The 19,895-nt window shown below is 59.4% G+C and carries 11 protein-coding genes and 5 pseudogenes; 5 read left to right on the forward strand and 11 right to left on the reverse strand.

All coding sequences use genetic code 11. From position 1 onward, the window contains the following. Positions 1-133: 133 nt before the first annotated feature. Complete coding sequence (locus tag AC0L2D_RS28300; protein WP_473543464.1) at positions 134-598, reverse strand: transposase family protein; 465 nt, start codon at positions 596-598, stop codon at positions 134-136. 532 nt (positions 599-1,130) lie between these two features. Then, positions 1,131-1,338: pseudogene (locus AC0L2D_RS28305) on the reverse strand (hypothetical protein); the annotation flags it as partial. Between AC0L2D_RS28305 and AC0L2D_RS28310 the strand changes: the two are divergent. Together AC0L2D_RS28310 and AC0L2D_RS28315 are read left to right on the forward strand one after the other, a co-directional pair. After that, positions 1,319-1,431: pseudogene (locus AC0L2D_RS28310) on the forward strand (transposase); the annotation flags it as partial. The pseudogenes AC0L2D_RS28305 and AC0L2D_RS28310 overlap by 20 nt on opposite strands. A gap of 7 nt (positions 1,432-1,438) precedes the next feature. Then, the gene (locus AC0L2D_RS28315; protein WP_473543594.1) at positions 1,439-1,660 is read left to right on the forward strand and encodes a hypothetical protein; all 222 of its coding nucleotides are present in this window, start codon (positions 1,439-1,441) and stop codon (positions 1,658-1,660) included. Positions 1,661-2,159: 499 nt separating this feature from the next. Here the strand turns inward: AC0L2D_RS28315 and AC0L2D_RS28320 are convergent, their stop codons facing one another. Together AC0L2D_RS28320 and AC0L2D_RS28325 are read right to left on the reverse strand one after the other, a co-directional pair. Next, a complete protein-coding gene (locus AC0L2D_RS28320; RefSeq protein ID WP_473543582.1) occupies positions 2,160-2,834 on the reverse strand; it encodes an OmpW/AlkL family protein in 675 nt (224 codons plus the stop codon). 220 nt (positions 2,835-3,054) lie between these two features. Next, the gene (locus AC0L2D_RS28325; protein WP_473543466.1) at positions 3,055-4,377 is read right to left on the reverse strand and encodes a prolyl oligopeptidase family protein; all 1,323 of its coding nucleotides are present in this window, start codon (positions 4,375-4,377) and stop codon (positions 3,055-3,057) included. 1,330 nt (positions 4,378-5,707) lie between these two features. Between AC0L2D_RS28325 and AC0L2D_RS28330 the strand changes: the two are divergent. After that, positions 5,708-5,857, forward strand: a pseudogene (locus AC0L2D_RS28330) (transcriptional regulator domain-containing protein); the annotation flags it as partial. A gap of 139 nt (positions 5,858-5,996) precedes the next feature. Then, positions 5,997-6,512: a DUF2285 domain-containing protein gene (locus AC0L2D_RS28335; protein WP_473543468.1), complete on the forward strand. Its 516-nt coding sequence runs from the start codon at positions 5,997-5,999 to the stop codon at positions 6,510-6,512. Between the two features lie 225 nt (positions 6,513-6,737). Here the strand turns inward: AC0L2D_RS28335 and AC0L2D_RS28340 are convergent. The 5 genes and pseudogenes from AC0L2D_RS28340 to AC0L2D_RS28360 form a co-directional block, all read right to left on the reverse strand. Beyond that, positions 6,738-7,489 (reverse strand): annotated as a pseudogene (locus AC0L2D_RS28340) (IS5 family transposase). A gap of 1,282 nt (positions 7,490-8,771) precedes the next feature. Further along, the gene (locus tag AC0L2D_RS28345) at positions 8,772-9,572 is read right to left on the reverse strand and encodes an HAD-IIA family hydrolase (RefSeq protein ID WP_473543470.1); all 801 of its coding nucleotides are present in this window, start codon (positions 9,570-9,572) and stop codon (positions 8,772-8,774) included. Between the two features lie 502 nt (positions 9,573-10,074). Beyond that, a pseudogene (locus AC0L2D_RS28350) lies at positions 10,075-11,558 on the reverse strand (NAD-dependent succinate-semialdehyde dehydrogenase). A 979-nt stretch (positions 11,559-12,537) separates the two neighbouring features. After that, positions 12,538-13,923 carry a M16 family metallopeptidase gene (locus AC0L2D_RS28355; RefSeq protein ID WP_473543472.1) on the reverse strand — a complete coding sequence of 462 codons (1,386 nt, stop codon included), beginning with the start codon at positions 13,921-13,923 and terminating at the stop codon, positions 12,538-12,540. Position 13,924: 1 nt separating this feature from the next. Further along, positions 13,925-15,229 carry a M16 family metallopeptidase gene (locus AC0L2D_RS28360; RefSeq protein ID WP_473543584.1) on the reverse strand — a complete coding sequence of 435 codons (1,305 nt, stop codon included), beginning with the start codon at positions 15,227-15,229 and terminating at the stop codon, positions 13,925-13,927. 779 nt (positions 15,230-16,008) lie between these two features. On the opposite strand from AC0L2D_RS28360, the gene AC0L2D_RS28365 reads away from it, so the two are divergent. Further along, positions 16,009-16,221, forward strand: a complete 213-nt coding sequence (locus AC0L2D_RS28365) for a cold-shock protein (RefSeq protein ID WP_008874821.1) — start codon at positions 16,009-16,011, stop codon at positions 16,219-16,221. A gap of 1,435 nt (positions 16,222-17,656) precedes the next feature. Here AC0L2D_RS28365 and hemN read toward each other — a convergent pair. Next, entirely contained in the window at positions 17,657-18,994 is a 1,338-nt protein-coding gene (gene hemN / locus AC0L2D_RS28370) for an oxygen-independent coproporphyrinogen III oxidase (protein ID WP_473543473.1), read from the reverse strand. 206 nt (positions 18,995-19,200) lie between these two features. Then, positions 19,201-19,668, reverse strand: coding sequence for a Ros/MucR family transcriptional regulator (locus AC0L2D_RS28375; protein WP_027163647.1), 468 nt, complete (start codon positions 19,666-19,668; stop codon positions 19,201-19,203). Positions 19,669-19,895: the final 227 nt, after the last annotated feature.

A 19,895-nucleotide genomic window follows, 5' to 3' on the forward strand; every position in this document is an offset into this window, starting at 1 on the left:
CGCGCTGATCAGCCCGGCCCATGCCGGAGAGCACGGCGACCAATGCCGTCAGCTACACCACTCCCCGGGACACGATCATGCCATATTCCAATGCCTTGGCCACGCGCCAGACACTGGCGGCGAAACCCCAGGGCTATCGCATATGAGCGATTGCCTGGATGAGATAGTCGTCATTCCAGGCGCATTTCTTGATGCGGTGGCTAATGGGGACTTTGTCGATGTCGGCGGCCTGAAGGATATTTCTGGCAATGCGGTTGATGAGGGCGGTGTTGGCGGGAGCATGGTCCTTGCGGGCACGGCTGAGGTCCTCGTGCAGATGAACGTCAAGCATCCAGTGGAGTGCGTTCTCGATCTGCCAATGGGCTCTGGTGAGATCGATCGCCTGTTGCGGCGACAGCAGCGATGAGGCCATGAACAACCGCGACAGCGCCTGCTTGCGCTCTTGCGCAAACAACGAAAACTCCGTCGCATTGGTCGCGCCACATAAGCTCGCCGCGATCATCATCACGATCAGGTCGCCTAGCCGGTGCGTGGCGTTGGCCGCGCGCGGATCAGGGACCGCACCGAAATAGCTCTCAAGGCTGGAAATGGCAGTCACTCCTCGGTCGACTGCCTTCCCAAAGAATCCCTTCTCAAACCATCTTCAAGCCAAGATCGCCATATGCGATTCCCTTGGGCGAAACCCTGTCGTTCATGCCGTCTTCCCGAATAGCCCAGAGCCCGACCCAAATTCGGCCGGCCCGCCGCTCGGCGTAGCTGAAAACGGAACAGTCTCGGCAGATCATCAAAATCACGGGAATTCTTTTGTATAAGTCCGCAACATTGAGGCGCGCTGGTTCTGCTTTGGATCACGAAGATTTTGGTAGGCCATGTCCTCCGTTGTGAGGCTTTTCCGGAGGACATGGTTGCGCCTAGACTTGCCTCGGCTAGCCCGAAGGAGTCGCGGCAGGCGCATTTGTCCCGCGCGTGGGGAGTCTAAGACAAAGCCCGCGGACTCCACATCCGTGACGAAGTCAAACGGTCCGCCGCACGACGCAACAGTGCCGTCACGCGCAGGTCCGGGGAGTAGTCGCGGTGAAATCGCTTCAGCGTCGAATATCTCTGGGGTGAGTCTTGTGCACCATGCAGCGCGCCTGCAAAAGCATCCATCGCAGCAGCTTTTGCGGCGGGATCGAAGGTCGCGCCCATTGGTGAACACAGCGCCGCCAAGTGCCGCTCCAACGCGTAACGCTGCCGCCTAACAGGCTGTTGAAGTGGCTCGCAGCGAGGACGTGAGCGCGCCCCCAGCGCCTCGTTCACAATCGCCCGAATGCGACGTCGCTCGGAGCGGCTTTTGATAGAACGGCTGGATACGACCTTCTGTTCCGCTGGTTCATCGGCATCTGCGTCGATGACGCGGCCTGGGACCATTCGGTGTTCTCCAAGAACCGCGGCCCGCATGGCGCCGATCACCGACGCTTGCGGCCTACTGTCCAGCAGCTTCGCGCCCCGTCGTATCACCTTGCTGGTGACGCTACGGATCGAACAATGCGTCGATCAACTGCTGGCCGAGATGGCGCGCATCCCGGAGTTCTTTCGTCGTCCGACGCGCTCAAGCGGCGCCAACTCGTCGACGATCTGCCTCGGCGCTGATCGTTGCACGCGACAATGGCGAGCGTGATCGAAGTGTCTCCGGAGAGATTCAGAGACCGAGGTCGCACTCGCACATCAGATCGGCACCGCCGCCGCGCTGCGACATAACTGAACAGTTTCGCCAGACCGTTCGTCTCCGCCGCCCATGCCACGCAGTGGCCATGTTGTCCACTTTGCACATCCCGATCAGCGGATGATCCTCGGGAATCTCGCCGTCCTGCAGCGCCCGCCACTTCGCCAGTCTTTGTTGAAACGCTGGTCGGAAAGCATCCGCCTGAGCATCTGGTGACGCCCTGCCGCCCAGGTCACCACATCGCCAGGCAGCGACACCCGCGCCACCCCCTCTGCTGCAGAATCGCAGTAGACAGATCGTCAGGTTGCGTGGGAGCGGCCGGCACACCGATCACGTCGCAATGATCGTTTCTACGCGCATGCCAACAACTCCCTTAAGACCCATCGCGGTGTCACTTCTCGGCACGGATGACCCGCGCGCGGACCGGAAAAATGCCTCTTAGGGTGCTTCGTCTTTAGAAGCGGTAGGTGAGACCTGCGCCTACCAGCCATGGATCGAGCCTAGCCTTGCCTGTGAGCTTAGCGCCGACGACAGTGACGTCGAAGTCGGGCTCAAGGAAAAGCTTCTTCACGTCGAAGTTGACGCCCCAGTGCTGGTCCACCATGTAGTCGAATCCGACCTGTAGCGCGGCACCGAATGTGTTCTTGACCTTGAGATCATCGGCACTGCCGGCTTGCTGATGATAGAAGATCGTATAGTTCACGCCGGCGCCGACATAGGGCTTGAAGGCGCCGAAATCGGTAAAGTGGTACTGGAATGTCAGCGTGGGCGGCAGCAGCCAAACCTTGCCAATGTTCCCCAGCGCGCCGATCGAGCCTTGGCCTGTGATGTTGGCGTAGGTGGTGCCGAGGATAAGCTCGGCTGCGACATTGTTCGTGAAGAAATACGAAATATCGAGTTCTGGCGTCACGCTGTTGGAATACGACAGACCGGAGCCGGGCACCCCGTTAACGTAGCCCGAATCCTCAGTGATGACCCCTAACGTGCGCAGGCGGATCTGCCAGGGGCTTGGCCATTCCGTGAACAAGGCACCCTCATCCGGGTCGCACGGTTCTGCAAAGTCTGCCGCGGCCGCACGCCCTACCAGCATCAGCACGACGGCCGCTGCTACTCCCCGCGCCCGTTTCATTCGTTTTGTTGCCATAATATTGTCTCCTTTATCCAAGAAATAGTTGGTTTCACTGTAAAATAGTCCTGCAGTATTGATTAAGATCGACAGATCGATGGCGCGCATTTCGTGAATCGTTTCTGGATTATTTGCACCGTTCTCACAGTCATCGACCTCTACTCGCTTGTTCGAAGTTTCCTCCTGTCGGGCTCCCCGTTGCGTATAGGGGATCATCTCATAATCAATCGAGACTGCCTCGTGGCGCATGACCACCAGTTCGGATGCGGCGAAAGTCTCCGGGTTGCGCCTCAGGATCACTGGAGCACTGAGCGGCGGCGCGGCATTGAGATCGAGTATGAAAAGCTGCCGCGGCATGATCGGGTCCTGAGCCGAAACGAGGACCTCTCCATTGGTCTCGTGAACTGCCGTATCGAGTGACCAGAGGCCAACCCCCCTGCGCGGGCACGGTCCAGGGCTCGGCGTGTCCATCCTGCGGGTCCCGGGTGCAACACCTCGAATCTCGGAGCGAGGTTCGCCAGGTGTCCGAAAATGAGCTTCCCGTCATTCCAAAAGAATGACCGCAGGGAGCGCCTCTGGGCTGGTTCAGACCGGGTACTAAACGGCGCTCGCCGGCCAGGAAAGCGGAAAGTGAGATGCCGATCAGCGCGTCGGTGCAATAGGTTGTGCCGGCAACCGTCCATGCTTTGCGCGGCTTTTCCACCAGCCAATCGCCGAAGTTAGCCCACTTGGCCTCGTTAGGAAGGTCGATCTCGATCTTCGGCCCGCTCCTATCACCAATGCGGACTTTCTTCTCAAGCCAGACCCGCTGCTCCACGAACCACAGGCGCTCGCTCTCGGCGGTACGGTCCAGATGGCCAGACACACCGAGGGTTTCGGAACCAGTCTCTAAGATCACGGGCGCCGCGAGGGGATTCGCGCCAGGCTTCCACAGTCGCACGGTGCGCGCGTAGCCGCAGCGCGTGGCCATGCCGTTACCAAGCGCACTGGAAAGCAGAAGCGTGTCAGGGTCCAGCCAACTAGTGCGGCCTTTGGCCTCGGGGGGATCGAAACCGTCGGCAACAAAGCTCAGAGACCCTAAGTCGAATTCGCGATGCACGACCGCGTCGCTGCCGCCGCGCGACAGGCGCAGAACGGCTCTCTCCCGTCTCTCCGGCTCGATCGACGCGACGCGCCAGATCCAGTCCAATCCGTCGCTAGCCGCGAGGGCATCCAGATCGAGCAGCAGTTCCCATTGGGGATCCGCGTTCATATAAAGGGCAAGGGTGGCCCGGCGCCACAGTCCGCGCGGATTTCCGGCATCTCGCCAGAAATTATAGAGGTATTGACCGCGGCGCGCGACCAGGGGAATTCTGTCGGGACGGTCGAAAATGGCTGGCAGCGCCGCCCGGTCGCGCTCGAACTGTATTCCCGCGAAGTGCTTCAGGGTCTTTGACGACTGGCTGGCGGTCCACGCAAGTGCCCGTTCGCCTTCTACATCCTCAAGCCAAAGATGGGGGTCATCGTCGGGTGCATTGACAGTTGGCCTGAGATCGAATTCGGTCATGTCCGGACAACCGGAGGACTGAAAGCGCAATGGCTTCCGTCTACTCGGGAACACTCTGTGTTTGCGGCGGAGCCGGCGTGTTCGAAAAGCGTGATCATCAGGTGGATTGTTCTCGGCTATGCGGTCGCAGTGCTTTTGCGCATAGAACTGCATCCGTCGTGCCAACTGGAAATCGTTTCCGAACAATGCATTCGCTCTCGTAGCGAAGCGTCGCATGTCCGACATCGTCGAGAATCCGACAATGATAGTACCGCGTAACCACCGGATCCACGTCCGGCGCGATCCGCCACACCGCGCAGGACAAAAGCAGTGAAGCTCACGGCGAACTTGGTTGGCCCCCCGACACCTTCGCTCCGGATCGCTTCACGCAGCCGGCTCCATTGACAGGAGGTTGTGGACGCGGTGAGGGACCGAGCTGGCTGCGCCTTGGGTCTAGACCCCGGTAGCGCTAAAAAATCGGAGATCGGAGGAAGGGTGGGCACCGCTTGGCGGGGCTGATGGTGATCCAGGCGAGCCAGCAATCATAGCCCGCAACGCAGTCTTGACTGCATTTTTGAAGTCTGCCGATCCCACCAGCAAGCTGCGTTCGAACGAACACATGAGAGTGGTCGCTAGCTACATTCAGCTACTGGCGACCGTCTTCGCTATGAAAGGTATGAGGGTCAGGGGACAGGGGAGCTCCGGCTCGGCATACCATCTCATCCAGACGACAAACGATCGGCAGACTTGTCCCACGCTGCGATTTGTATGCTCGCACCAAAGGCAGCGTGGAACAAGTCTGCCGCTGAAATCGGCTGCAGCAGGCGAAAGGGCTCCGGCGGGCTACGTCTCCATGCCGCTCAAAGCCCGCGTGAGCACCAATCCTGGAGGCATTGCGAGCCTCGCCGGTTCGTTTGGCGAGCGCACTGAACAGTCGCCTTAACCTGTAAACCTATACAGGCTGCCACAGCGTGAAACTTGGCCTCCAATGGCGGCAATTTCCTCCCAGGAGACCTCCGATGACTGAGCTTATAGCGCTCGCGCTACGACAACCTGCCCACAATCAGCGTGCAATCCACCACGCCACTGCACCTTCAAGGAACGTCTTGAACACGCAGGAGCAGATCACCGCTATCAAACCGACTCCCTTGGCGTGCTCCGGCCGCCCTGGCTGTCGCTGCGCGGGTTCGACGGTCTGCTCTCTGTTTGCGCGCGTCTTCTGCCCTCGACAGTGCCACTGGCGCACGTTTCGACGAAACGACGCCGTCGAGGTCTGGAGCCCTCGGCGCCGGCGCTTTGCTAAGCGGCATGGTGTTTTGACGTCTGTGCGGGCGGGCAGGGGAGCACAATCATGCCTGCAGTTCTCGTGACGGGCTTGCACGAGGCTGATTGGCGCGATGAAAAATCATACGACTACACCGCTGGTCTGACGCCGCGCGAATGGGCTTGGGAGTTCTTACGACGTAATCCAGCGTTCCAGCGTGACGTGACCGCTGCAAGCCAGCAAGCCAATACTTTGTCCTATCCCTTTCTCGACGTGGTCAGGTCGGCCGGTGACCTGTTGAGCTGGGGTATCCTGTTTCGCGCAGTCTTATGGGCGCAATTCAGTCGTATTCTGGTCTCCGCTATGGTGCGCTCATGTGCTGCCGGTGATTGCAGAACAGCTGTCTGCTTGGTCGGCGACAGGGCCGTTCGAGCTCTCGGCATTGCCATGCCGTGCGACGGTCCTGCTGGCGCCAGACAAGGGCCAGCATGTTCTTCTTCGCAAGGCGGAGCATACGCTCCAGCTCGCCGTCTCTGGCGCGGATATCTTGCACCCCGTTTGCCTCCGCACCGAGGCCATCTGGCCCGCCACCCTTTCGAAGCACCGCCTGTGGGCGCTCAAGTGCCTCAATGCCCTAAACTTGGGTCAGCACCCGCCCGCCCGCTTGTTTCCGCCGGAAAAACGCGGTCCCCGTTTGACCTTCGTTCTTCGTGCGCTCGACGGATCGCTTGCTGGGGCGTCACATCGCGAGCTCGCTGAAGCGCTGATTGGTCAGCGGCGCGTCCATGCCGACTGGAGGGATCCTCGCGACCATCTGCGCGACCGCATTCGCCGCGCTGTCACTCGTGGCCGCGCCCTCATGCATGGAGGGTACGGGGATTTCCTTCTTTGAAAAGGGACAGTCAGACTTGTACATCAGCCGGCGAACAGTTCGGAAATAGAACTGTTCACTGCTAGTTCGTTGGTCGACTTGGAACGGCCTGAGAGGTGCGCTCTGGTTCAGGCGTCGGGTCGATGCTGAGAGGCACGTTACACATTGTCCGATAGCTGGCCATGTCGAGTACGCAACAGAGAAAAAAAGCTATCGCGCGTCGGGTGTTCTAGGGGCTGTTGAGAATCATCGTGAATTGATGACAGCAGCGCATGCGTAGATCATGGCGGAGAAGTTGCGATCGGTTTTCTCGCTGCGCATTGCAATGCCTTTGAAGGCTTTGAGTTTGGCGAAGAAGTTCTCGATGAGGTGACGCCATTTGTAGATTTCGGCGTCGACGTGAAGCGGGTGCTTTCGCTTTGCGCGTTGCGAGATGACGATCTTTGCGCTGCGTTGGTTCATCTCTTCGATGATCCAATTTGCGTCGAAGGCCTTGTCGGCGATGAGCCCTTGGAAATCGACATCCTTGATCAAGGGCTCGACACCGGTCGTGTCATAGCGATGGCCCGGCAGCAGGGTTAAGCGCACGAGATTGCCGAGTGCGTAGGTTACCGCGAGGATTATGGTTGTCCAGCCGCCCTTGGAGCGGCCAATCGCCTGATTTTGAGTCCCCCTTTAGCGCCGTGCCCATGACGATGAACCGGAACAATGGCGGCGTCGATCATCGCATATTCCATATCCGGATCATCTGAAACCGCCTCGAATATGCGCTCGAAGACACCCCGCTGCGACCAATAGTCGAAGCTTTTGAAGATCGCATTCCAGTCGCCGAAGCCTTCCGGAAGAGCACGCCAGGGGCTGTTCGTGCGCGCCTTCCATAGCACGGCCTCGACGTACAGCCGGTTGTCCTTGCCGCTACGCCCGGCGTCCGTCACCTTGACAAGTCAATGCGGAGCTATCTTCTCCCATTGCTCGTCCGTCAGAACCGTTCGGATCATCGCAGCCTCCAAAATGAGGCTTGAATCACTCAAAGGCAAAAGTGGAATCCTGATTCTCAACAGGCCCTAAAACGATTTTTGCCTTGGCCCGGTACATGCACGCTCAGCAAAACGCGCGGACTGAGTGGTTCCCCCGCCACGAAGCTCGCGGACTTACGCCACCTCCCAAGGCGTACCCGGCCCGGCAGCGAGCTCAGTCTCCTGCCGGGCACTCGGGTTCAGCCGTCCTTGCGTTCAGGACTTTAAATCAGAGACGCAATGTTTCGCGTCCGGCTATGCGGGCTTGGTGCCGAAAGTTGAGGTGGCGGAACTTGGCGCTGCGTCTGATATGACTACGTGAATGAAGCGCAAGGCCTAAATAAATTGTCAGACTTCGAGCGCGGTCGTTGTGGCTGTCACGGCAGCGACTATTTTGGCCGTTGCCAACCCGAGATCCGCCTTTGAAGTAAATGCGGAAAGGCTCACTCGCAGCGTAGTCTTAGCACCTCATAGCTGATCCTCGTCAGCACACGCGACGGAGCGTGAGCGCGGTAGGCGAACCTGTGGAGAGACAGGTTTAACGATCGCATCGGTGTCACACCATGAATTGGTTAAGGAGCACGTATTTGGAAGGCGCGATGCTTGAACCCAATACCTGCGGCAGGCCGATTGCTAAATTGAAAGTTTTCTTGAAGCGCTTCGATGCCGCTCACTACCCGCAGCCGCCGAGCCGCCTGTTCCTCGGCAGTCCGTCGGCTGCTGCGCTATTCAGCGGCCGCCCTGTTGCCCGTCCTGTTCACCACAAAAGCGAGGCGCAACCACTCCCTAATGAGCAACGCGCCCACGCCTTACGGGCTGTGGAATTTATGCGCCAATGGGTGAGCAGATCGCTTCGACAAACTCGTCTGTCTGAGCGATGCGCATACGACCAACAGCCTGCGTGGCGTCCACGTGTAGGATCGCCTCCGGAGTGACGCGGCGATGAAATCGGTCAAAACTCCAGTGGTTGAACGACACTCGTCGCGCTGTTCAAAGCCTTGACAGAAACGGTCGGGCGTGAGTGTCACAGCGAACGCATCTGGGCTCTATCGAACCTGACGCATTCGCTGGACGCAGTCTACTTCGGAGCTCGAGAGTCTTTGGCCGAAGACTCTCGCTGCATAGAGGTCAGGACCGGCATGCATTGGACTACATGGGGTGCACTTCGACTAAGTTGTCACTGTTATCACTTTCTTTGCGGCCAGATGTTCCTCCAAAAATTGCCCAGGTTCAACGGCCGACATTCGGAATGTAGCGGGAGCGTTCAGTCGTGGTGTAGGGGTCGTTCTGCTTGTTGAGTGACGATGATCTGGCCCAGATCGGCAAGGCGCTCGACCACGTAGCCGGGTCTGAATGGAAACCGCTCTATGTCTGCCAGTTTGGTCACCCCACTGAGCACAAGGGCTGTTTTCAGGCCCGATTCCAGGCCTGCGAGCACGTCGGTGTCCATGCGGTCCCCGACCATGATGGTATCAACAGCTCGCACTCCTAGCCGGTCGAGCGCGTCGCGCATCATGAACGGGTTCGGCTTTCCGACGAAATAGGGCTGACGGCCGGTGGCCTTTTCGATTAGTGCCGCGACTGCCCCGCACGCCGGATGGGACCCCCGCTCGGTCGGGCCAGTCGCATCCGGATTGGTGGCGAGAAAACGCGCGCCCCTCGCCACAAGCTCGGCGCCAGTCGCGATCTGTTCATAGTGGTACGAAATTGTGTCCCCGAGGACCACGAATTCGGGGGCAACCTCCGTTATCCGGCAGCCTGCCTGCCGCAGGGCCTCGACGAGACCGTGGTCGCCGATGACATAGGCAGATGATCCCTGCTTTTGCAGTTCCATGAACCGCGCCGTGGCGAGCGCCGAGGTGTAGATGTGCTCTGGCTGCACGGCGAAGCCGACCGCTCTTAGACGCTCGGCATGATCTTCGGGCGTGAAGCGCGAGTTATTGGTGAAGATCTGAAACGGCTCACCCCTGGCGATTAGCCCGGCGACATAGCCGACGGAGCCAGCAATCGGTTGGCCGCCCCGGACCAGGACCCCGTCCATGTCGAGCAGATGCGCTGTAATCATTGGATCTCAACCCTCAATGTCTTTCGTGCATGCACGGCCTGGGCACGTCTTGTGTCACTGAACCTTCTCCAGGCGAGAATGCCGGCGACTGTACCGATTGAGAGCGATGCGCGAAGGGCGCTCAGTTGGCGGTGCGGCAATAGGGGGGCTGCGGCGTAAACGTGTCGATGGCATCCGCGGGGCGTGCGGACGCCATGCACCGTCGGCTGACGACATTCGCTGCGTCAGCGCAGCTGATGGACAATCGCGTTCTATTTTCTGGAACCACTAGCCTGGCGAGACGTGCCGCGCTTGGATAGGATGAGCAACCTGCAGTCTGCTAGCGGCGCCTTGCCTCCTCGCCGTAGAGGCGGTTCAAGGTAGCTGGGCGTCTGGATCTCACTTAAGGCGCGCAGGCCGGAGGTCTTGAAAGAGCCGAAACCAGCCGCAAGAAGGTTCGCCAAAGCGTTTCTGTCATCCCTTTGGTTCATTCTGCGCCTGAGGCGGCCCATCCCCATAGAGATCAGATGCCCCCCATGCAGAGGTATTTCATTTCGAGGTAATCTTCGAGCCCGTGGCGGGAACCCTCTCGCCCAATGCCGGACTGCTTGATGCCACCAAACGGCGCCGCTTCCGAAGACATACGCCCGGTGTTGATGCCAACCATGCCGTATTCCAATGCCTCGGCAACGCGCCAGACACGCTTCAGGTTCGAGTCATAGAAATAGGCGGCGAGGCCGTAGATCGGAAATAGGCGGCGAGGCCGTAGATCGTGTCGTTGGCCTCACGCACAACCTGATCCGCATCATGGAAGCGAATGATCGGGGCCAGCGGCCCGAAAGTCTCCTCTTGCGCAACCGCCATAATGCTGGTGATTTCAGTGAGGACTGCGGGTTTGAAGAAGGTCCCATCCTTGCCGATGCGTTCGCCACCGCATCGAATTGCGCCACCCTTGGCAACGGCATCTGCGATGTGGGACTCGATCTTGGCCAAAGCATGCACGTCGATGAGCGGTCCGACGTCCACTGCCGGAGCGAAGCCGTCGCCAACCGACAAAGACCGGACTTTCTCCACGAGTTTTTCAACGAACTCATCGTGAACGCTCGATTGGACGTAAAGACGGTTCGCTGAACCACAGGTCTGCCCGGCGTTGCGGAACTTCGCCTGGATCGCGCCGTCAACCGCAGCGTCGATATCGGCGTCGTCAAAGACGATGAACGGCGCATTGCCGCCGAGCTCGAGGCTGACCTTCTTGATCTGGTCCGAACACTGGCGCATGAGCAGCCTGCCAACCTCGGTCGAGCCGGTAAAGCTGATCTTTCGGACCTTCGGGTTGGAGCAAAGTTCACGTCCGACGCCATCACCTTCAGACGCATAAATCAGGTTCACCACGCCGTCGGGAAAGCCGGCTTGGTGGGCGAGCGCGAACATTGCACCTGCCACGAGCGGCGTCTGTTCAGCAGGCTTAAGTACGATCGTGCAGCCCGCCGCCAGGGCCGGCGAGATCTTGCGCGCCACCATCGAGGCCGGGAAATTCCATGGCGTAATCGTGCCGACCACACCGATGGGCTGCTTGATCACCAGCATGCGACGGTCTGTCGACGGTGCGGAGATCGTCTCGCCATAGATGCGATTGGCTTCTTCGGCGTACCATTGCAGATACGCGGCCGCGTGCGAAACCTCCGACTTGGCTTCGGCAAACGGCTTGCCCATCTCTGCAGTGAGTATCGCGGCAAGATCATTGGCGTGGTCAATGATCAGCTCATGCCATCGCCACAAAACGTCACTGCGTTCTCGGGCGGTCAGCGCAGCCCAACCAGGCTGCGCCACATAGGCCTTGTCGATCGCAGCGCGTGTCTCCTCCACGCCCATGTCGGGAAGTGCCGCCAGAACCTCACCGCTCGACGGATTGAGGACCTCGAATGTCCGCTCGCTAATCGGCGTGCCGAGCGCCGGCAGGCGATCAATGGCGCCAAACAGGTCCGGGGATTTCAAGTGGCGGATCATCGGCAGGCACAAGGGCAATACCGGATTCCTCTCAAATTCGGCTGATATGTAGGTCGACAGGCCGTCGGTGGTACTCCGCACCTTCGGGTTGCTTATAGGGCCTCGGTCAGACGGCTGGTAGACCATTGCACTCAGCTCGCAGCGAGAATTTTCACTTCTTCTGTCGATGACTCGCGGTTCTCGAAAGGTGCAACCTGAACAACAGGCATCGGCTTCCCCACCGCGGCAGCGCTGCGGATCAAGATCGGAGTCCTCGGGTCAATGCGAAGGTGAGGTCGACATCATAACGATCACTGAGCAAAAACTGGGGTCGGAGCTTCCTTCCAAAAAGTTGCTCTGCACGGTTCTTCCAAGCTTCTCATCGGCACCGTTTGAGGCTCGTGTGGAAAGATCGATCGGTCCGCCAGCCGTAGTAAAGTCCCGACTCCGAACGGAAGTCGGCGCCGCCGCCGCTTGTGCGAACAGGGCACTAGCCTACGATCGCGTGACCTTGAACCGGTGAGAGAAACGGCTATACCCAATAGGTGGCTGCATATAATGCTCAAAAGAAACGAACCTGGTTGCGGAGTAAGTCGGATACGCTGGCAGGCTCACCGAACCGCAAGGGTGCGCTTCGACCACAGCAGGTGACGATCCCGAGTTGGAAAACAGCACTTCGTGTCGGGGGCCGTGGAGTCCCGTGTCCCGCCATCTGCGTGTGGCACTTCGCCGGCTGCCGTCTTGACCGATCTTGTCATTGCAGCCGGCCCGTGTCTCGGCCCTTTGACTGGGCGCAAGCGCTGACGCTCCTTGGGCTACTTATTTTCCCTTCGAGGCGCTCTTCGATCTGCCGACCGGCTGGCACCTAAACAGAGATCCGAACCTTTCGCGTTTTACGGAAAGTTGGAATCCCTTGCTTGCCAATCGTTAGCCACTCAGCATTTACGCGATTCCGAAGACGATCAGTGCGGACCTTGGCAGAGCGCGAGACTGCTGGTCGTCACGGGGCTGGGGCAAGCCCCGTGCCAATGCCCAAAATGGCGGGCTCGGCCGAAAGCATTTTCTTCGCCGCCGCCCTGACCTGGTCGATCGTCACTTGTTGGATGAGGGCCTGGCGCCGCTGAATGTAGTCTTTGTCGCGCTTGTCAAGTTGCAACGCGAGAAGCGTGCCTGAAATAGATCTGGAGGAACCCAGATGGTCGATAGTAAAGGCGCCGATCAGATGCTTCTTGCTCGCATCGAGCTCGGCCGCTGTTGGGCCCGTGTCCGCCAGTTCCTTGATTATCTGTCTTATCAGGCCGAGCGTCTCGGCCGCCCTGTCGGCGCGCGTCGATGTGGCCACGACAAGCGTGCTGGAATGCTGGTGGCTTCCCAAGCTAGAGGAGACACTATAGGCAAGGCCTCGCTGTTCGCGCACTTCCCGGTACAGCCGTGAGGTAGATGACCCACCCAATATATCGTTTATCAGCTGCGCAGCATAGAATTCCGGCTCGGTGCGCCCGATGCCGGGAAAAGCCAGCCGGAGCGAAGTCTGGGGCAGGGCGTATGCGACCCAGGTCAACCGGCCGAGCTTCGGCGTGACATCAGGCACCGGCGCAAGCGTCTGTTTCGGGGGCAAATCGCCGAACAACTCGTCGAGCCTTGCGCTCAGGGACTTGGCATCTATGTCGCCCACGACCGCGACGTGCAGCCCGCCGCGGGCGAAAGCGGCCTTGTGGAAGGCGCTTAGATCGGTGGGCGTAATGCGGGTCAGGCTTTCCTTGGTGCCCTCGGGCGGCCTCGAATACGGGTGCGTGCCATAGATACTGCGCCGCCAGGCATCCTCGCCGATAGCGTGAGGTTCGCGCTCGTTGGCGATGATGCCGGAGAGAAGCTGAGCGCGGATTCGGTCAAGGGGTTCCTGATCGAAGCGGGGCCTGTTCAACGCGAGCCTGATGAGATCGAAAGCGGCGTCCTGGCGCAGGGAAAGCATGCGCACCGAGCCATGGATGCCATCACGCCCCGCGTGGAAGCCCATCTCAGTGCCGGCATCATCGAGCCGCACCTGAAAGGAGTCGCCGCCGGAATCGCCTGCGCCCTCGTCGAACAAGCCGGCCATTAATTCGGCAAGCCCCTCCTTACCGGCTGGGTCTTGACTGGTGCCGCCGTCGAACACGAACTGGAGCGTGATGATCGGCAGCGTATGGTCTTCCACCAGCCAAGCGGTGATCCCCTGTTCAGATTTCACCTCTTGGATGTTCAGGGCAGCACGCGCGGTAAGTGCCGGGAGAGTGAGGAACAAAATGGCAAGGCAAAGCACAGCCAGCGAAGAGGCGAGGCGCCAGCCTTGTCCAAAAGGAGAGGGCAATGCCTGTGGAATGGCCCTGCGGTAGAGGTTCGTCATCATGTCAATTTTCCTTGGGCAGGAGATAGCCGGTTGTCGAATGGTCAGACACGAGGTAGCGGGCCGCCACGGCCTTAACCTGATCGGCCGTGACCTTGCGGATGCGGTCCGGCCATTCCTCGACGTCTTTCACATTGCCGCCCGTGGCAAGCGTGGCGCCATACAAGCGGGCGACGGTGCCTTGCTCGTCATGGCCGAAGATGAACGAGCGGATATAGCGGTTTTTCGTCTGCTCCAGTTCGTCGCTGGTGACGCCGTTGCTGGCGATGCGCGCTATCTCGGCGTCCACGGCAGCCTCGACATCCGCAAGCTCGGCGTCGCCGCGCGGCCAGCCTCGGATGCTGAACTTGCCAGCATCCAGCATGTTGCCCTGGAAACCAGCGTAGGCCGCGGCGGCTATGCCTTGCTTGACAACGAGCTCCTGGTAAAGCCGGCTTCGGTTGCCGCCGCCGAGGATCTCCGCCAGGAGGTCCAGCGCCTCGGCTTCGCCAGGCTCGGCGGTGCGATAGGACGGTACCACCCAATGTCTGGAGAAGACGGGGACCAAAACGCGGTCATCTCTCAGCGTCAATACGCGCTTGGTGTTCTGCACCGGCTCGGAGGCGCGCTCACGCGGCGGCAGCTCCGGTCCACGCGGGAGCTTGCCATAGGTCCTCTCGGCAAGCGCCCTCACACTCTCCGGTTCGACATCGCCCGCCACCACCAGCACGGCATTGTTCGGCCAGTAGTATTTGTAATAAAACGTGACGGCGTCGCTGCGATTCAACTTCTCGATCTCGTGCATCCAGCCGATCACCGGGATGCGGTAAGGTTGGCTCTGCCAAAGCGTCGTGACGACCTCCTCATCGAGAAGCGCCTGCGGATTGTTGTCGACCCTCAGGCGACGCTCCTCGCGGACCACTTCCCGCTCGGTGTCGATGACGTCCTCTGTGAGGGTGAGATTGCGCATGCGATCAGCCTCGAAACCCATCATCTGTTCCAATGCCGAGGGCGGCACCGTTTCAAAGAAGGCGGTGTAATCGTAAGAGGTGAAGGCGTTTTGCGAACCGCCGATCTCGGCCACCGCGCGGTGCAACTCGCCGGCGCCGTGATTGGCCGTCTCTTTGAACATCAGATGCTCGAAGAAATGCGCGATGCCGGATTTGCCCGGAGGCTCGTCGGCGCTGCCGACCTTGTACCACAGCATATGTTTGACAATGGGTGCGCGGTGATCGGGTATGACGACAACCTCCATGCCATTGTCGAGCAGGAAATTCGTTGCCTTGAAGGCATTGGCGGCCGCCGCAGGCGCGGTCGTCAGAAATGCCATAGCGGTCGCAAAAAGTGCCCCCCGCAGCCATGCAGACGGTCGCTTCGGTTTTGGTGAGGGGGCGATGGACAAGGCTCGAACGGAAGTGAGTTGTCCGTCATTTTCAAGGTGCTGCGTCCCTGGCGCCCTCACGGGGAGAAGGCGGATCGGTGGGCAGCGCCGGTCCAGGCGAGCCCTGACAATGCTGCCAGGCCCCGCTCGGGTGTCAATTTTGAGTAGGTCGGCGAAAGGTGGGACGGCATTTTTCTGTTTGGGGATCATGGGACGACTCTCCTGCGCGTTTGCATGAACCGCGCACGAGCCGTGCCAGATGAGGAAAGCCGTTTCGGCGATGCGATCCACCGGAATCTGTGTTGCGGTACGTCTGACATTGTCCGACGTCAGACACCGTCGACGGGGAGCGCTTCACGTTAAAAGAGGTTGCTAGGTGCATCCTTCGCAGAGGGGCGCGAACATGGTGACGTTAGCACGCGCCCGTAGTTGCTGGTCGTCAGCGTGCTCTTGCTAACATCGGCCGATCGGTGGTTCCCTAACACGGCTCCGAACCGGCGTTAGACGCGGTTCTTGCTTTACCGGAGCGTTGCAGAACTTGTGTTTGCCATTCGGAGCGCCAGCGGGAGACGCTGTCTGCGACAGGCGGTCACGATGGAGCTCTCGAGCCGATTTGCGATTTGACCGGGGCTTTTGCTATTTTCGCTTTTGCTGTCCCTAAAATCTCGGATATGAAGCGGACCTGGCTTATAGCCTGTCTACATTGGATGGTTACAAAGGAATACGTTATGGCGACTGGAACGGTGAAGTGGTTCAACAGCACCAAGGGATTCGGGTTTATCCAGCCTGACAACGGAGGTCAGGACGTTTTCGTACACATTTCCGCTGTCGAACGAGCGGGCCTTTCGACCCTCAATGAGGGCCAGAAGATTAACTACGAGGTCGAACAGGACCGCCGTACCGGCAAGTCCTCCGCAGGCAGTCTCAGCAAAGCTGGCTGATCTTTTTCTGCTTCTGCCCGGCAAGAGCCGGGCAGAAGGGCCACTGACCGCGCCATATGAGCGGGCAAGAACACGGATCTCCCGCTGACCGGGCGGGGGATTGCGGCAATCTGCTAAGTTCTGCTGAAACAGATTTTTGCAAGCGAAGAGAGCGGGTCCCAGCCCTCTTATTGTCTACAATAGTTCTTACCTAGCAGATGCCGACAGCGACAAGCGCGGATCAGAACGACTGAGATCAAGCTGCGGGCTTCTTGTGGGCCGGGTCGCTTCACACCGATCACTGCTATATGTTCGGTCATGAACCGCGTGCGTGTGAATGTGGGCTCTGACGCATTATCGATCGAGTGCGCCGGGGAACGAGCAATTCAGCCAACCTCCAGCCATCGACACCTCGGAATCAAGAGAGCAGGGTACATTGGCCCTGGGGGAACCTGACCCATCAAGCCTCGCTGGACCTCTTTGGTGACCGAGTTGAACTCATCCCGTTCACCGACGGATTGTTCGAAGCATATGAGAATGGCTGCGTCGACATTGCATGCCTCCCAGCTACGACCTCTCTGGTCGGAGCCACTCCCTACCTCGACCAGGTTCTGCGCTTGACGTCTCCCACGATTGTCGCCGAGTACGAGCGAGAGAGAGCCGTGTGGGAGCGACATCTTTCGTGGCTGAGCAAAACTCTCCTCGATAGCGGCATTTGGTCCTGCGCTTGGTGCCGGGCTGTATAATCTGCAGATATTGCGAACAGGAATTGAACAAGGCCTGCATAGCGTTACGCGGTGGTGGGTGCTCCGGCGCAGGACCCCTGCGCCGACAGGATTTGACCGGACAGCACTTCACCTCCGCGTTTCAGAGCAAAATCTCAGTTGTGTCCCTCCTGAACAGGTTCTCGAAGGACGACTTGGCCGTTCTCTATGTCTATCAGCGACCGTCATGCGAGCGGCTGGACACCCATCACTATGTCATCGATGTCGCTGGCCACGTTTGATGCACCCGGCGCTGGCTGCGTTGGCGGAGATTGATGGCCTGAGAATTCTCGGATCCTACCCACGTCGCTATTAGCTGGCTAGGCTAGTTTCCGCCCATAACCTCAAGACTGTTGGTCCTCATTACTGACGAACGGACCGCCGCATCGAAGTTTGATGCGATATACACGACCGTGCCTCGGGAGTTGGACGAGATCATCGCGCCGACGATCTTTCGTCGGCCCAAATCCTTGCCTGCGAAACGGTGGTATTCGAACCTACAGATGTCGAACGGCAGCCCATCTCGCAAAGCCAATCGCCGTTGTATGACTGAGACGCTTAGACGGCACCTTGCCCATTCGGGAAATCAATACTTCAATCCGCGCAGGGCGCCGTGACCGGGGCCGGCGGCGGCTTGACGAGCAGGCGGTTTGGCACGAGCCATCGCTTTGGCCCCCTCATGCTTGGCTGTGCTATGGGACAGCCCGGTCGAGAAAAGCATCGAATGCGGCAGCAACAGCGCGAATTACGAAGCGATGTTCCTGACGCACCCGGATGAAACCCTTTTCGATGTCCATTATCCCATCCTCGGCCAGCTTCGCCAGGCGTTCAGCAGCCGAATCGAGAAGGCGAGTTGGATCGAATCCATAGGCCGCACAAATTGCCGGCACATCGGCCTGCAAATCGCACATCAGCCGCTCGATGATTGTGGCTCGCACGCGGTCTTCATCTGTAAGTCGGCAGCCTCTTGAAGTCGCCAGACGGCCAGCTTCGATGTGCCGGCTGTAGGACTCACGTGTCACCTCGTTCTGGACGTAACCCTCGCCGACCCGCCCGATAGAGGACGCACCGAAACCGATCAGGGTTTTGCAGGTGTCGGCCGAGTAACCCAGCGAGTTACGCCGTAGGCGACCGCTGGTCTGCGCCAGCGTAAGTTCGTCGTCCGGCAAGGCGAAATGGTCCAGGCCGATCTCACGGTAGCCGGCCGCAACCAGCGTCTCTGCCACGGCGGCAGCCTGTTCGGCGCAAGCGACGCTGTCCGGCAGCGCAGTCTTCTCGATCAGGCGTTGATTTTTTATCACCGATGGAATGTGGGAGTAGGCGAACACCGCAAGTCGGCTGGGACGCATGGCGACAGTCGCCGCCGCAGTCTGGACGCAGGACTCTAGCGTCTGGTTTGGGAGACCGAAAATGAGATCGAAGTTGATGCCGCTTACGCCGTGCCGGCGCAGCTTTTCGACGGCAGCGGCCGTCTGCGCCTCGCTCTGGACCCGGTTGATCGCTTTTTGAACGATCGGATCAAAGCTCTGCACCCCCAGACTCGCGCGGCTCACGTTCGCTGCTCCCAACGCTTCGGCGATCTCGGCTGTGAAGGTGCGTGGATCAATTTCGACTGCGATCGTGGCGGCTTCCCTGAACGCGAAGCGGCGGCGCAGGAGTTTTATAGTGGCCAGGAACTCGGCTGCCCCGATCAGGGTCGGGGTTCCTCCGCCGAAATGCACGTCGTTCACCACGAGCCCCTGCTGCACTTTCTCCGAGACCAAACAGATCTCGTCACGCAGAACATTCATATAGTTGAGGATCGGCCCCTGATTGCGGGCAATCGTGGTTGGAAAGCCGCAAAACCAGCAAATCGATTGGCAGAACGGAATGTGCAGATAGAGCGACACCGAATCGTCAGCAGGCAGACCTCTGAGCCATTCCTCATAGCTTTCGGCCCCGACGCTGGAGGTGAACTCCGCTACAGTCGGATAGATGGTGTACCAAGGCAGGAGAGCCTCGCGATATTCTTTTAGGATAGAGGTCTGCAACGGTTTCCGTCCCAAGCTGAAAAGTTGGTCCTTTTACCCCTGCGGTCTCCTGTGTCTCTGCGCTATGTCAGTTCCATTCGGCTTCGCGGCGTGTAATCACACCGTGCCAAGGGAAAAGGCGGGATTTTGATCCCGCCTTTTCGAGTGTTTCGCTCACATCTTGCTGATCGAGCCGCCAGCCCCACAACGGGTCTGGATGGAGGAAGTCACGCTGGTACCTTCTTCCTAGACCGCTTCTCGGGCGTCGAGACCTCAGGCTCTTTCGGTTTGCGGCCGAGTCCCATTGTCTTGGCCAACGCAGAGCGCGCAGCCGAGTAGTTCGACGCGACCATGGGATAGTCTGATGGCAGACCCCATTTGGCGCGATATTCGTTGGGGGTCAGCCCGTAATGGGTCGCCAGATGACGCTTTAACGATTTGAATTTCTTGCCGTCCTCAAGGGAGACAATGTAGTCCGGTGTCACCGATTTCCTGATCGGGACGGCCGGCGTCAACACCGTCGGCTCTTGTGCCGAGACGCGACCGGATGCCGTGCGTTTCAAAGCTTCGTGCACTTGGCCGATCAGGGTAGACAGTTCGCCCACCGGCACGGGATTGTTGGAAACATAGGCTGAGACAACATCCGCGGTAAGGTCGATGAGGTTGTTGGCGTTTTCAAAGTCTTCTTCTGGCATGAAACTCTCCGGTGGATTGGTCTGCGGAGCGGTCGCTTCTAGTGGTGATTTCCGATGAAAGCAACAAATCTCCCGACAGGATTGTTCGTTGCTCGTCCAGGACCGAGGCCTATGGCGCCACTCCACGCTGTCGTGACACTAATCTGCGCGGTAATAGCTGTCCATAACTGCGCCGGTATCCGCCGTTCAGCCCCGATCTCGTCGGTCTGAATCGCAAAGAAGGACGC

This window comes from Mesorhizobium sp. WSM4833 (genome assembly GCF_055811095.1).

Bases quoted from the DNA above. Each gene is read 5' to 3' on its own strand.
- AC0L2D_RS28315 (WP_473543594.1), top strand. From the start codon at position 1,439: ATGGCGCCGATCACCGACGCTTGCGGCCTACTGTCCAGCAGCTTCGCG.
- AC0L2D_RS28320 (WP_473543582.1), bottom strand. From the start codon at position 2,834: ATGAAACGGGCGCGGGGAGTAGCAGCGGCCGTCGTGCTGATGCTGGTA.
- AC0L2D_RS28325 (WP_473543466.1), bottom strand. From the start codon at position 4,377: ATGACCGAATTCGATCTCAGGCCAACTGTCAATGCACCCGACGATGAC.
- AC0L2D_RS28345 (WP_473543470.1), bottom strand. From the start codon at position 9,572: ATGATTACAGCGCATCTGCTCGACATGGACGGGGTCCTGGTCCGGGGC.
- AC0L2D_RS28355 (WP_473543472.1), bottom strand. From the start codon at position 13,923: ATGATGACGAACCTCTACCGCAGGGCCATTCCACAGGCATTGCCCTCT.
- AC0L2D_RS28360 (WP_473543584.1), bottom strand. From the start codon at position 15,229: ATGGCATTTCTGACGACCGCGCCTGCGGCGGCCGCCAATGCCTTCAAG.
- AC0L2D_RS28365 (WP_008874821.1), top strand. From the start codon at position 16,009: ATGGCGACTGGAACGGTGAAGTGGTTCAACAGCACCAAGGGATTCGGG.
- AC0L2D_RS28375 (WP_027163647.1), bottom strand. From the start codon at position 19,668: ATGCCAGAAGAAGACTTTGAAAACGCCAACAACCTCATCGACCTTACC.